Genomic DNA, 12,819 nt, shown 5'->3' with positions numbered 1-12,819 from the left:
GCCTGATGGATTCCGGGCTCGCCGCTTTGCGGCGCCCCCGGAATGACGAAAACGTTTGCGGCTCGGCATCGCTCAAACCCGAAACAGCCGCGCATAGCGCGTCTTGATCTCTTCGGTCATCGCCTCCACTCCCGCCGGGTCCTCCTTCATCAGCTTGATGTCGGCGAGCTTGCGCCGGCCGGCCTTCGGCTGCACCTGCGCGTGCACCGAGTACTGGCCGGTGAAGTCGACGAAGAATTGCTGGGTCTGCCGGGTGTGCAGCCAGGCCTGGAACAGCTTTGCCGCGTTCGGATGCGGCGCGCCGGCGAAGATGCCGGTCGGTCCCGAGATCGTCGGCGTGCCCTCGGTCGGATAGACCGGCTCGACCGGCTGTCCGGCTTCCTTCAGGAGCACGATGCCGTATTCATTGCCGTCGGCCATGACAGCGCGCTCGCCGAGCGAGAGCTTCTTCGGCGGATCGGTCGAGGATTGCACCTGCATCACGCGCTGCTTCGAAAGCTTCTCCAGGTACGGCCAGCCGAGCTCGCGCACGATCTGGAACGTGGTGGTCATGATGGTGCCGCTATAGGCCGGATGGCCCTTCACCATCTTGCCGATCCACTTTGGATCGAGCAGGTCGGCAAAGCTTTTCGGCGCATCCTCCGCCTTCACCAGATTGGTGTTGTAAGCGATCGACGACAGCCACAGCCGCGTGGTCACGGCCATGCCGTCCGGATCGCGATATCCATCGGGAAAATGCCTGGCGACGTCCTCGGGCACGAACGGCATCAGCCAGCCGCTCTTCTTCCATGGGATAAAGTGCGAGGCATCGGCGCTGTTGACGACGTCGGCGGCGTGGATGTTGGAATCGAATTCCTGCGCCACGCGCTGGAACAGCCGCTCCGAGCCGGAGCGCTCGATCTGCACGGCGATGCCGGGATAGGCGGCCTCGAACGCCTTGCCGAGCTTTTCGCCGACCGGCAGGTCCATCGACGAATAGAACACGAGCTTGCCTTCTTTGGTCGCGGCCGCGACGAGGTCGGGCGTGATCGCGGCCGGCTCGGGAGCCGCGGCGCGCGCCGGCGACGCGAATATCTTGCCGAGCGCGAGCGCCGCAGAGCCTTTCAGGACGTGGCGTCTGGAGATTTGTTTCCGCATCGCGTCCCTCGGCTTTCTGTTTGTTATCGGTTGAGGGCGCGGCAGCGTTCGGGCGGCAGTGTCAGCCAGACCTCGCTGCCCTTCTCGACCGCGGTCTCGGTCGGCGTGGTCACCCGCAGCGAGGTGCCGTCAGGCGTTTCCACCATGTAGTCGCGGTTCATGCCGAGATAGACCTGCCGCGTCACGATGGCCTTCAGCGTGTTCTGCGCGCCTGCGGGGGCTTGCGTCGAGAGCTGGATCTCATGCTGGCGGATCGCGACCGGCGCGCTCTGGCCGGCCGTGAGTCTGGCGCCGACCACCGCGAGAACAGCGCCGGCGAACTCGATATGGGTCGCATCGCGTGCGGTGCCCTTGATCACGTTGGCCGCGCCGATGAAGCGCGCGACGAATTCGGATTCCGGCCGGGCATAGATGTCCTCAGGGCTGCCGAGCTGATCGATCTTGCCGGCATTCATCACCGCGATCAGGTCGGCCGTGGTCATTGCCTCGGATTGATCGTGGGTGACGTAGACCGTGGTGTAGCGATATTCGTCGTGCAGGCGACGGATTTCGAACCGCATCTCCTCGCGCAGATTGGCGTCGAGGTTGGACAGCGGCTCGTCGAGCAGCAGCGTCTCGGGACCGACGATCAGCGCGCGTGCCAGCGCGACGCGCTGCTGCTGGCCGCCGGAGAGCTCGCCCGGATAGCGCTGCGCCAGCGGCTCCAGCTTGGTCGTCGCCAGGATCGCGGCGAGTTTTTTCGCGATGGTGTCGCGATCCATTTTGCGCAAGCGCAGCCCATAGACGATGTTCTCGGCCACCGTCATATGCGGCCACAGCGCGTAGCTCTGGAAGATCATCGACATGTTGCGCTGCTCGGGCGGCAGCGTGCGCGCTTTCGATGACACCACGCGGTCGCCGACGCGGATCTCGCCGCCGGACGGTTCGAGGAACCCGGCGATCAGCCGCAGCGTCGTGGTCTTGCCGCAGCCGGACGGCCCGAGCAGACAGACCAGCTGGCCGTGATCGATCGTGAGCGAGACGTCATCAACCGCGACAAACGATCCAAACCGCTTGACCAGGCCACGCAGTTCCACCGATGCCAAGCGATCCCTCCATCTTGTTATGTTGCAGGGATCCGTGCCCGGCTGTTGCCGGCAGTAAAGCGGAAAACGATGACGACGAAAAGTGCGCGGGCCTTCTCAATAAGTCGTGGCACCTCCTTCCTTCTGTTATCGCATGGCCGCTGTCCCGTCATCCTGAGGCGCGAGCGGAGCGAGCCTCGAAGGATCGACGGCCCGGCTATTTCCGCGTCTAGAGTCGTTGTGGCCACAGTGAGGCCGTCGATCCTTCGAGGCTCGCAAGAGCTCGCACCTCAGGATGACGGGGAGGGATCGGCGGCTCCGGATTTGGCTCGTGGCGCGCCGCCGCGACGACGCGCGAAGCGGCTGACGGTCTCCCAATCGGATTTGATGAGCGCTTCCTTCTTCGCCCGGCCCCAGCCCTTGATCTGCCGTTCTGCCGCGACGCCGTCGGTGATGCGCTCGAAGTATTCCGACCAGACGAGAACGACCGGCCGCCGATTATAGGTGTATCCGGGAAAAGCACCCGCATTGGTTGTTCAATGCGCGGCGCGAGATCGTCACCTGTGGCGCTGCCGACGTAGAACGAGTTGTCGGCGCAGCGAAGCATGTAGACGTAGATGCCCATGGCGATGGTCCGTGAAGCGGCGGACCAAGGATGGGGCAAATTGTGCCGCGGTCAATGCGCGAATACTCGCAGATGCTTCGTCAACCTGAGAACCGCGCGTTCCGTCATCCTGAGGTGCGAGCGAAGTGAGCCTCGAAGGATCGACGGCCCGGCTATTTCCGCGGCGAGAGCCTTCGGCCGCAGCAGGGCCGTGCATCCTTCGAGGCTCGCTGCGCGAGCGCCTCAGGATGACGGGTCTCAAGCCGCGGCCTTCTGCTCCTACGCCTTCACGTTCTCGCCGAGCCACTGGATGGCGGCGTCGGCGCCGGCCTTGCCGTGCGGGATGTTCAGCGCGGTCAGCGCGACCTCGACGACGCCGAGCGTGCCGAGGATCATTGGCGCGTTGACGTGGCCCATATGCGCGATGCGGAAGGCCTGGCCCTGCAGGTCGCCGATGCCGGTGCCGAGCACGACGCCGCATTTCTCCTTGGCATAGCGCTGGATCGCAGCGGGATCGGCGCCCTTCACGGTCACGGTCGTCACCGTGTTGGAGCGCTCGGCGGGTTCGGCGATGTTGAAGCCGAGCACCTGGCCCTCGCCCCAGACGGCGACGGCGCGGCGCACGGCTTCACCCAGCAGCCGATGCCGTTCGAACGCATTCTCCAGACCCTCGGCGTGCAGCATGTTGATCGCCTCGCGCAGCGCGAACAGCAGATGCACCGGCGCGGTGCCGGCATATTTGCGGTAGTGCTCAGAGCCTTCGCGCTCGGTCCAGTCCCAATACGGCGTGCGCAGGTCGGCCTTCTTGTGCGCGTCCCAGGCGCGGTCATTGGCGGCAACGAAGCCGAGGCCGGGCGGCGTCATCAGGCCCTTCTGCGAGCCGGACATCGCAACGTCGACATACCATTTGTCCATCTCGAACGGCATGCAGCCGAGCGAGGCGACGGTGTCGACCATGAACAATGCGGGATGGCCTGCGGCCTTGATCGCCTTGCCGATCGCCTCGATGTCGTTATAGGCGCCCGACGCGGTGTCGACCTGCACCGCGAGGATCGCCTTGATCTTGTGTTCCTTGTCGCGGCGCAGCCGCTCCTCGACCTCCGCCGGGCGGATCGCGCGGCGCCAGTCGCCCTTCAGCACCTCGACATCGGCGCCCATCGCGGCCGCGGCCTGGCCCCAGCCGATCGCAAAGCGCCCGCTCTCCAGCACCAGCACCTTGTCGCCGCGCGACAGCACGTTGGACAGCGTCGCCTCCCAGGCGCCGTGGCCGTTGGCGATGTAGATGTAGGATTTGCCCATGGTGGCGAACAGCTTCGAGAGATCGCGCAGCAGGCTGTCGGTCAGTTCGAACATCTCGGCGGAGTAGATATCGAGCGCCGGGCGATGCATCGCCTGCAGCACCTGATCAGGCATCGTGGTGGGCCCGGGGATGGCCAGAAATTCCCGGCCCGCGCGAACGGTCATCGTCCTGTTCCTTTTGGGTAAAGCTACGCAAATCATGCGTCTGAGGGGTCAAGGATGGAGGATATGCCATCGCGGCCGCGATTGCGAGCAGGTCCGAGCAATCCAGCGTTTCCAAAAGCGCGGGACACAGCCTTATTTGTCGATGGTCTCGACCACCGCACGCCAGATCTGGTCCTTGAACTGGGTCGCGGCGGGGCTTGGAATCTGCTCGACGGTGCCGTCGTTCTTGCGGCAGGCCTCGACCAGCCGCATCACCCAGATTTCGCCGTCGGTGTAATAGAGGTCGCCGCCGCCATTATGCCCGTCGAAGGTCGGGCCGATACCGGTGACCTGGTATTTCGCGGTGACCATGCCGGCGGATTCGAGGTCGGTCGCGAGCAGCGCGCGTTCGGCGTCGAGGTCGGCCGCGATGTGATGCGTCACTGCGCCGGTGTAGCTACTGATGCCGACACTGCGGTCGAGCGTCGCAGCGCCGAGCCACACCGGGCGCTTCTCCTGACCCTGATCGAGCACCCGCCAGAAACGGACATGGTTGCGGCGATCCGCGCTCGATCCGACCGGCCGTTCGAAGGCGAGGTCCTCGCGGCGGCCGAGATAGAACAGGTTGCTCACCGGCGCATCCTTGTAGGGACGGTCGAGCAGCACGCTGCCTACGATTTCGATCGAGGATTTCAGCGTGACCGGATCGGCCGGGAACCAGCCGGCCTCGTGCATCGCGCAGACCACGTCCTTGGTGTCGCCGATCAGCCCGACATTCATCGGGTCGCCGGGAATGCCCTGCGCGGTGCGGGTCACCATCGGCAGATTGGCGAGGCCCTTCTGGTGCTCGTAATGCGTCCACAGCGCCGGCAGCACCAGATAGGCCGCGATCAGATAGGTGACCAGGACGAACAGCAGCAGCTGCAGATAGCGCACGCGTTTGCGACGGCGCGCCGCAGGCGGGTTGATTTCGACGTCAGTCACGGCACACGCTTTCCGGATCAGTGCGTGGCGCCCTAAAGCGCGATGAGATTGGGTTGAATCGTCATCGCGCCTTAGCTCTTTGTTTGAGCATGATCTTATCGGAAAACCGCTTCGCACTTTTCCGGATCATGCTCTAGCGCCGCGTTTCGCGGCAGCCGGCGGCTTCGGCTTCCTCGACCGAGCAGAACCAGCGCGTGCCCTTGCTGATCTTCATCTCGATCTTGGCGTACCAGCGGCTGGTCGGCTGGTGAAAGATGCATTCGCCGGAGCGGTTGACGTTGCCCTTGATGGTGCAGTCGGGCGAGGGCGCCACCGGGCCGGAGGCGGAGGCGAGCAGGATCGCGTGGGCGCCTTCCGGCGGCTTCACGGTGCCGAGCACGGTGGTCTTCTTGTTGCGCACGCGCCAGTCCCACGGCGCGATGAATGCGCCCTGCCACATCCCGGCCTTGGCCTCGCGCGCCGCTTTCTCGTCGGGTTCGTAGTCATGCGAGATGCGGGTGTAGGCCAGCGCCCAGCCATTGCTGACCATCCACTTCTGGATGTCCTCGCCGTCGACCTCGCAGCGCGCAATGGTGCGGCCGCGGCGATCGACCGAACGGGCGTGGCAGGTCCAGCTCTTGTTGCCGGCATGCTTGATCAGCTCGTCGCGCGCGGCGACGCCGCAGGTCCAGCGCTCACCCTTGGTGTTGAGGCAGAGCTGGTCGGTCGACGGCGCGTCGATCCCGCCGAGCCGGATCTTGACGCTGCCGATCATGAGCTGGTCACCGTCGCGGATCTTCGGCACGCCGGTGATGTCGGCGGCGACAGCCAGCGTCGGCAGCGACAGCAGCAGGCCAGCAGTGAGCAGCGTCTTGAGCATCGGCGTTTCCGGCCAGTCTTTCGTTCAGCGTTCAGGGCCCAAAGGATCGGCGAGGATTGTGCGGGCAATTGGGCAACCCTGCCAGTGGTGTTGTGTTTCCGCCAGTTTCAACTTCGCGTCATCCCGCTCCGCGATGTCATCCTCCCCTGGAGGGGGAGGATCGGTTCGCATGAAGCGTAGCGCAATGCGAACCGAGGTGGGGTGACAGCCTCTCCGCAGAAGCGGTGCCCGTGTGGAGGGATCACCCCACCCCGTATCGCATCTTGCTTCGCGCGATGCGATGCGACCCTCCCCCTCCAGGGGAGGGTGAACCGGGCGACTTCGCTCTATCCATCCTAAACCGCAACCATTCGCTTCCTGGCTAGCGCCAGGGCCATCAGCACGAAGGCCGACGTCACCTCGGGGCCGCCGACCAGGATCCGCGTCGGCGTCTTCATCTTATTCCATTCATAGGCCCTGTAGGGTCCCTTGCGGCCGCCCTCGCCAAGGCCCTGCACGATGCAGTGCAACGCCGGCGTGAACGTCGAGGCCTCGGCGCCAAGATGCGCCAGCGCCATCAGCGCGAGCGCGGCGTCGAACGGGTTCATCTCATGCGTAATCAGCTCGCCCTGAACATAGCCGAGCACGCGGGCGCGGATCAGCGCGAACACATTGCCGGGATCGATCACGCGCTGCGCCGCCAGCGGCAGCGCGATGAAGGCGGCGTAGCAGCGGCCGAAATAGGCCGAATAGAGCTCCGGAAGATAATAGATATGCGAGCGCGGATTCCTGAACGCGCCGCTTTCGACCAGATTCTTCTGGAAGGCGATGATGCGATGCACCGTCTCGAGCCGCTGCGGCGTCTCGATGATGCGCCAGCGGGCGAGGTTGCGGAACGAGACCTCGAGGATGTCGAGGTTCAGCGTCGGATCGAGGTCGTTGCCATAGGGCCGCTCGCCGGCGAGATTGTCGATCCAGGTGACGACGCCGCCCTCATAGTCGATGTTGTCGTTGAGCGGCACGGTGACGCGCGGCTCGTTGGCGCCCGCGCGCACCTGGTAGCCGCGATAGAAATCCAGCAGCGGCTGCTGCAGGATCGGATCGTCGGAGCCGGCTTGCGTCGCGGCCGAGAACGCGCACGCGGTGGTGTCGCAGTCGGGCACATAGACGCCGAAGCCGAGGTCCTGCTTGATCTGGGCGAAGAAGCGCGAGAAACGCGGATGCCGCCCCGGCGCCAGCGCGGTGATCACCTTCACGACCGAGCCGTCATGCGAGGGCACCTCCTCGGCGCTGGTCTTCAGGCAGAAGTCCACCATCTCGGCCACCGCGCGCCGCGCCGCGCCCGCCTCATCCGGTGATGCGAGCCCGGTCTCGACATAGCCGAGCAGCGCCTCAGTGAAGAACGCGTCGTAATAGGCCGAGCGGTGGCGGATCTGCACTGGCTCCCACATCGGCTCGGCAATGCCGCGCCATGGCGGGTTGATCAGCGCGCGCGCCGGCGAATGCGCGATGAAGACCCGCGCCAGGCTGAACAGCAAGGTCGAGTTCTTATAGCCGCGGGCGTTCAGCCCGGTCAGCGCCATCAGCATCTCGCGTCCGCCGATATCGGGGTCGCCGATCAGGTTGAAGGCGGCATAGGTCGGGATGAAGCCGCATCTGCCGAACGAGCGCAGCAGATGCGCGCCGGTCAAGCGGATCACGTGGTCGATCTCGGCCATCGCGGGCGGGTGGTGAGGTGCGGTCGCGGCCGGCGGGGCGGGGTGGCGCACGCCGATGCCGTCCATCAGGTCGGCGACCGGGGCGCCGATCGCGGCCCAGTCCGGCGTCGCGGCGTCGCGCGCCTGGACCAGCGCGGCGCGCAGGCCCGCGAGGCGGTCGGGGTCGTTCAGCGCCGGCAGGCCGGTGCGGCGGAGCAGCGCGCGCAGCGGCGGATTGCCGAGCGCGGTCCGATAGAACTTCCCGAGATGGGCATCGCCGCCACGATAGGTCTGCAGCACGGGGTCGCAGACGTCGTAAAGCGACGGGCCGTCTTTCTTGGCGGTCAGCGCCCGGCACACCGCGCCCGCGATCTCGTGAAGGCTCATGAATCCCTTTCTCAAGGAACCGGTTAACGCCGCCGCCCCCGGCGGTGTTTCCTCCGGTCCTCCCCCAAACTCGCAAGCCTTTGGAAAGCTACATGAATCCTTACAAAATACAAATGTGACCGAAGTCACGTAACGGGATCTTAACGGCGTCAATGGCCTGTGCCGGGCGGCAGCATGCTGCAAACCGGGTTGCTCCGGCGGTCCAGCCGGGTTAAGGGAGTGTTTGTTGCGGCGCCGCAAATTGAGCTGAATTCAACGGCACACACACCTCAACCCCATTAAACCTGATCGTCACTGACGCGACTAACTGGCGCGATTTCGTTCGAACGCCATCGGGATAGAGATTGGGACTAGAACGTTATGAACCTTAGGCAGCTTCATATTTCCCGTCGCACCATCGCCGTCTGCGTGGCGGTGGCCGGCACGGTGTCGCTGGCGATCGGCGCCCACGCCGCGCTCAACAAGCGGACACCGGATGTTGCCAAGGAGACGATCGCCGGCGCCGTCACCACCGGGCAGACCGGCAGCATTGCGGGCGGCTCCTCCCGCCTCGCGCTGATCATCGGCAACGGCCATTATCCGGACGCTGCGGCGCCTTTGGCCCAGCCGATCAACGATGCCCGCACTTTGTCGTCGGCGCTGCGCCGCGAGGGCTTTGACGTCGACGTGGTCGAGGACGCGACCAAGGACGACATGTTCCGCGCGGTCGAGCGCATGAAGGCCAAGATCCGCCCCGACACCGTCGTGATGCTGTTCTTCGGCGGCTACGGCGTGCAGGTCGGCCGTGAGAGCTACATGATCCCGGTCGATGCCACGATCTGGAAGGAAGCCGACGTCAAGCGCACCGGCGTCAGCGTCGAGTCCGTGCTCGATGCGATGAAGGAGCGTGGTGCGAAAGCAAAGCTCGTGGTGCTCGATGCCTCGCGCCGCAATCCCTATGAGCGCCGCTTCCGTGCCTTCTCGCACGGCCTCGCCCCGATCAGCCCGCCGGAGAACACGATCGTGCTGACCTCGACGACGCCGGGCAAGGTCGCCGACGATTCTTCAGCGCCCAACAGCGTCCTGGTCTCCGAGCTCATCAACAACCTCAACGCCCAGGCCGGGGCAGAGACCGCCTTCAACAAGACCCGCGTCGCGATCTCCCGCGCCAGCGAAGGCGAGCAGGTGCCGAGCGTGTCGTCCTCGCTGCTGGAAGACATCAAACTCGGCGGCTGAGCCCGACTCTTTCCCCACGTCGTCCCTGCGAAAGCAGGGACCCATAACCACGACCGGTTATTGTGGCTCCGCGCTGTGGCCCCAGCGCAATCCTATTCGCGCACTCGTGGTTATGCGTCCCGGGTCGCGCTTCGCTTGCCCGGGACGACGGTGTGGATACAGCGCCGCCTACTTCGCGTCCGCGCTCGCGCCCACCGGCCGCACCGGATCGCCCTCGCGCAGCAGCGCGCCGGCGCGGGCGACGACGATGTCGCCTTCCTGGATGCCGTCGCGGATCTCGACCTGACCGGCCGACATCAATCCGATCTCGACCCGCCGCGTCTCGACGCGGCCGCCGCGCACCACCTGCACCACGGTGCCGGCGGTGGAATAGAGGATCGCGGTCAGCGGCACCGCGACGCCGCAGCTCTGCCCGGTCTTGATCTGGGCGCGGCCGGACGAATTCACCAGCAACCGCTTGTTGGAGGTGATGCCGACGAACACCTGGCCGAGCTGGCTGTTCGGCTCGATGGTCGGCGCGATCGTCCGCACTTTGCCGTCCATCTCGCCGGCGCCGATGATCTTCAGCCGCGCGGTCTGCTCGGTCTTCAGCTTGGCGATGTCGCGGGTCGGCACCATGCCGACCAGATCGTATTCGTTTCTGGCGATGATCGAGAACAGCGCATCCTTGCCCGAGGCCGGCGCACCGACGATCGCCGAGGACGCCGAGATCGTGCCCGCCACCGGCGCGGTGAGGTTGATCGCGTTGGTGCCGTCGGTCAGCCGCGCCAGCACCTGGCCCGCGGTGACGGTGTCGCCGGGATCGGCCTTCACCTCCGCCACCTTCAGCCCGAACCGATCGGGCCGGATCTGCTGCTCGTCGCGTGGCAGCACGATGCCGGAGACCTCGACGATGTTGCCGAAGCAGAATTTCGAGGCCTTCAGCACCGTCACCGCCGCGCCCTTCGGCACTGCGTCGGCCTCGCCCGCGGCACGCGCGGGAGAGGCCGCGAGCAGAAGCAGCGCGACGACAATCGACGGTCCGTAGGATGGGTAGAGCGGCTTGTCCGCCGTAGCTCGAAGAGCGAAGGCGGAAGCGAAACCCGTCGGTTGCTTGAGACGAAATCTCATCGGCAAACTATTCCCAAAATGAGGGCCTCCTGAATACCAGATGCGGCCGGGCCGAGCCAGCCGGCTGCGCCGGGGCGGCAGCCGCCTCGGCTGGCCCGGCACACGCGGCGAGCTCCAGCTTCGCCAGCTCCTCGGCGCGCCAGATGTGCCGCAGGATCTCCGGATTGACCCGCTCGGCATGCGTCACCGGCAGCATGTGGCCGGCCGCCGGCAGATGCCGCATCTCGGCGCCATCAATGATCGCGGCGAGTTTTGCGACAATGCGCTGCGTCACATAGGGCGACAGCCCGCCCGACACCAGCAGCGTCGGCACCCGCAGGGCGCGCGCGGCGGCCGCCACGCCGTCGAGATCGAGCGCGGCGTTGAAATCGTAAGGCAGCTTGTCGGCCTGCTCGATCATCCGCAGCCGCCCGCTCGGCGAGAACTGCTCGCGCGGGCCGGAGCCGGCCCAGAACGCGGTGAACGCCTCGACCGCCTCCAGCGCCGCGCCGTCGAAAATATCCTGCGACACCACCTGCGCGATCCGCGCGAAGCGATCGTACAGCCGCACGTCGGCGGACCCGTCGCGCAGCAACGTCGGCAACACCGGCTCGATCAGCGTCAGGCTGCGGATGCGCGGCGCATAAGGCGACGTGGTCGCCAGCCGAAACGCGATCGCCCCGCCATAGGAATGCCCGACCAGATGGATCGGCCCCTTGGCCTTGGCGAGCCAGGGCTCGAGCCGCGCGATCTCGCCATCCAGCGTCCGCGGCCAGTCGCGCCCGCAGGCGGCGACGCCATAGCCGGAAATATCCGGCGCCATGAACGGCGTGCCACTGAGCGCGCCCGCAAGCTTCGTCCATTGCCGTCCCGACCCCAGCGAGCAGTGCAGCGCCACCACCGACGCCGCAGCGTGCGTCCCGTCCAATCCTGTCATCAAACCCATTCCTCGCGTGTTCTTGTTCTCAGAGCACGCGGTTCCCGCGTGCCCGTCATGACGCGAGCGAGGAGGGGGATGGGTTATTCCTGGGAAGGGCGGGTGGGGTCGTGAACGTGATTGCGGAGGCAAACAGATTCACTGGATGGTGATTTGAGGCTCGTGGGAGTTCGCGGAAATGAAAGCAACATCGCACAGTTGCTGCTTTCTAGCCGCTTACATTGTTCTGGATATCAGAAGTTGCCTTGACGTCCCCAACTCGGCGCCCGGTCTTCCCTGCGCCCTCTCACGATTATTGAAGGTGAGTTGATCGCATCCCTCGGGCGCAACGCGCCGCGAGATCGCGAGCGCGTATCCCATCTGCTGTTTGACAATGTTGATCGGGACTAGATTGGGTGCAGCCCCGTCACCCCCGCGCAACGGCTTTGCCGTTGTCGCTGGAGGAGCGCGCATTTGCGCGCGTCTCGAAGGGGCAACGGCCCGGCTGGTGGCCGTGCATCCTTCGAGGCGCGCAAGAAGCGCGCACCTCAGGATGACGGGATTGAGGCTGTCATTGCGAGGAGCGATAGCGACGCGGCGATCTATGGCTCCGCGCAAGCTGAAGTATGGATTGCGTCGCTTCGCTCGCAACGACGGGGGATGGAAGGCGGCTCGTCGGCTGTCGCCGCAATCAAAACAGCGCCGCCACAGCGCGACGTCAGCGCACGATGCGCTTCACGCGCGCTTTCTTCTTGGCGATGGGTGCTGGCGCCAGCTCGGCCTCTGCGGCAGCTTTGGCCTCGCGCGCTTCGCGCAGCGCGCGCAGGCGCTCCATGTTCTTGCGGATCGCGGCTCCGTCGCGTTCGACTTCGGCGATGGCGCGCGCGCCTTCCTCGGCCGCCAGCCGCTGGCGGTCGGCCCTGGCGAGGCTTGCGGGCGATGGCGTGGGCTTTCTGGCGGTCATCGGCAATCTCTCCAAGGCATGATCCCCTGCGAACGCTTCGCGGCTGTTGCACGGAACGGCGCGATGCGGCGTGCTTTGGGATCACGCGCAGCAAGACATGCTAAAACCCGCCCAATCCGGGTGGATCGAGCGGGCCGCAACGTCATCCCAGTACATCCGTGGAATGACGAACTGGCATGATCGCGACAAACGCGGAACGCGTTTGCGCTGATATCATGCCCAAGTAAGAAACTCAGACGATCTGAAGATTCTCGGCGCTGGTCTTGCCGCGCATCTTGTCGGTCTTCAGCTCGAACGAGACCTTCTGGCCTTCAGCGAGGCCGGTCAGACCGGCACGCTCGACTGCGCTGATGTGAACGAACACATCCTTGCTGCCGTCGCTCGGCTCGATGAAACCAAAGCCCTTCTGGCCGTTGAACCACTTCACAGTACCTGTCGCCATCTTCTCTTCTCCAAAATGCGCGTCTGCGCATGTGTTGCG

11 protein-coding genes and 1 pseudogene are annotated in these 12,819 nt (G+C 65.6%); 1 reads left to right on the top strand and 11 read right to left on the bottom strand.

Going from position 1 to position 12,819, the window contains the following annotated elements; genetic code table 11:
- Positions 1–72: 72 nt before the first annotated feature.
- The 7 genes and pseudogenes from AAFG13_RS25145 to AAFG13_RS25115 all read right to left on the bottom strand — a co-directional run bounded on the left by AAFG13_RS25145 (position 73) and on the right by AAFG13_RS25115 (position 8,154).
- Positions 73–1,137, bottom strand: coding sequence for an extracellular solute-binding protein (locus tag AAFG13_RS25145; protein WP_342708553.1), 1,065 nt, complete (start codon positions 1,135–1,137; stop codon positions 73–75).
- A 23-nt stretch (positions 1,138–1,160) separates the two neighbouring features.
- Positions 1,161–2,213 (bottom strand): ABC transporter ATP-binding protein, encoded by a 1,053-nt coding sequence (locus AAFG13_RS25140; RefSeq protein WP_342713392.1) that lies wholly within the window; start codon positions 2,211–2,213, stop codon positions 1,161–1,163.
- 278 nt (positions 2,214–2,491) lie between these two features.
- Positions 2,492–2,826 (bottom strand): annotated as a pseudogene (locus AAFG13_RS25135) (GIY-YIG nuclease family protein).
- A 258-nt stretch (positions 2,827–3,084) separates the two neighbouring features.
- The gene (locus AAFG13_RS25130) at positions 3,085–4,269 is read right to left on the bottom strand and encodes an aminotransferase class V-fold PLP-dependent enzyme (RefSeq protein WP_342708552.1); all 1,185 of its coding nucleotides are present in this window, start codon (positions 4,267–4,269) and stop codon (positions 3,085–3,087) included.
- A 132-nt stretch (positions 4,270–4,401) separates the two neighbouring features.
- Positions 4,402–5,232, bottom strand: a complete 831-nt coding sequence (locus AAFG13_RS25125) for an LssY C-terminal domain-containing protein (RefSeq protein WP_342708551.1) — start codon at positions 5,230–5,232, stop codon at positions 4,402–4,404.
- A 133-nt stretch (positions 5,233–5,365) separates the two neighbouring features.
- On the bottom strand, positions 5,366–6,091 hold the full coding sequence (locus AAFG13_RS25120) for a thermonuclease family protein (protein ID WP_212316539.1): 726 nt from the start codon (positions 6,089–6,091) through the stop codon (positions 5,366–5,368).
- 335 nt (positions 6,092–6,426) lie between these two features.
- Positions 6,427–8,154 (bottom strand): hypothetical protein, encoded by a 1,728-nt coding sequence (locus tag AAFG13_RS25115; protein WP_342708550.1) that lies wholly within the window; start codon positions 8,152–8,154, stop codon positions 6,427–6,429.
- Positions 8,155–8,514: 360 nt separating this feature from the next.
- Here AAFG13_RS25115 and AAFG13_RS25110 point away from each other — a divergent pair, with 360 nt between their 5' ends.
- The gene (locus tag AAFG13_RS25110) at positions 8,515–9,369 is read left to right on the top strand and encodes a caspase family protein (RefSeq protein WP_342708549.1); all 855 of its coding nucleotides are present in this window, start codon (positions 8,515–8,517) and stop codon (positions 9,367–9,369) included.
- A gap of 168 nt (positions 9,370–9,537) precedes the next feature.
- Here the strand turns inward: AAFG13_RS25110 and AAFG13_RS25105 are convergent, their stop codons facing one another.
- The 4 genes from AAFG13_RS25105 to AAFG13_RS25090 form a co-directional block, all read right to left on the bottom strand.
- On the bottom strand, positions 9,538–10,479 hold the full coding sequence (locus tag AAFG13_RS25105) for an efflux RND transporter periplasmic adaptor subunit (protein WP_342708548.1): 942 nt from the start codon (positions 10,477–10,479) through the stop codon (positions 9,538–9,540).
- Between the two features lie 7 nt (positions 10,480–10,486).
- Positions 10,487–11,395, bottom strand: a complete 909-nt coding sequence (locus tag AAFG13_RS25100; RefSeq protein ID WP_342708547.1) for an alpha/beta fold hydrolase — start codon at positions 11,393–11,395, stop codon at positions 10,487–10,489.
- Between the two features lie 697 nt (positions 11,396–12,092).
- Positions 12,093–12,338 carry a hypothetical protein gene (locus AAFG13_RS25095; protein WP_212316551.1) on the bottom strand — a complete coding sequence of 82 codons (246 nt, stop codon included), beginning with the start codon at positions 12,336–12,338 and terminating at the stop codon, positions 12,093–12,095.
- A gap of 232 nt (positions 12,339–12,570) precedes the next feature.
- Positions 12,571–12,780, bottom strand: a complete 210-nt coding sequence (locus AAFG13_RS25090; protein ID WP_029084280.1) for a cold-shock protein — start codon at positions 12,778–12,780, stop codon at positions 12,571–12,573.
- Between the last annotated feature and the right edge of the window lie 39 nt (positions 12,781–12,819).

The organism is Bradyrhizobium sp. B124 (assembly GCF_038967635.1).
Lineage (GTDB): Bacteria > Pseudomonadota > Alphaproteobacteria > Rhizobiales > Xanthobacteraceae > Bradyrhizobium.
Note: the sequence above shows the minus strand (reverse complement) of the source record. Positions and strands in the feature narration are given on the sequence as shown.

Excerpts from the sequence above, each read along its gene's own strand:
- AAFG13_RS25145 (WP_342708553.1), bottom strand. The coding sequence starts at position 1,137 with ATGCGGAAACAAATCTCCAGACGCCACGTCCTGAAAGGCTCTGCGGCG.
- AAFG13_RS25130 (WP_342708552.1), bottom strand. The coding sequence starts at position 4,269 with ATGACCGTTCGCGCGGGCCGGGAATTTCTGGCCATCCCCGGGCCCACC.
- AAFG13_RS25120 (WP_212316539.1), bottom strand. The coding sequence starts at position 6,091 with ATGCTCAAGACGCTGCTCACTGCTGGCCTGCTGCTGTCGCTGCCGACG.
- AAFG13_RS25115 (WP_342708550.1), bottom strand. The coding sequence starts at position 8,154 with ATGAGCCTTCACGAGATCGCGGGCGCGGTGTGCCGGGCGCTGACCGCC.
- AAFG13_RS25110 (WP_342708549.1), top strand. The coding sequence starts at position 8,515 with ATGAACCTTAGGCAGCTTCATATTTCCCGTCGCACCATCGCCGTCTGC.
- AAFG13_RS25105 (WP_342708548.1), bottom strand. The coding sequence starts at position 10,479 with ATGAGATTTCGTCTCAAGCAACCGACGGGTTTCGCTTCCGCCTTCGCT.
- AAFG13_RS25100 (WP_342708547.1), bottom strand. The coding sequence starts at position 11,395 with ATGACAGGATTGGACGGGACGCACGCTGCGGCGTCGGTGGTGGCGCTG.
- AAFG13_RS25095 (WP_212316551.1), bottom strand. The coding sequence starts at position 12,338 with ATGACCGCCAGAAAGCCCACGCCATCGCCCGCAAGCCTCGCCAGGGCC.
- AAFG13_RS25090 (WP_029084280.1), bottom strand. The coding sequence starts at position 12,780 with ATGGCGACAGGTACTGTGAAGTGGTTCAACGGCCAGAAGGGCTTTGGT.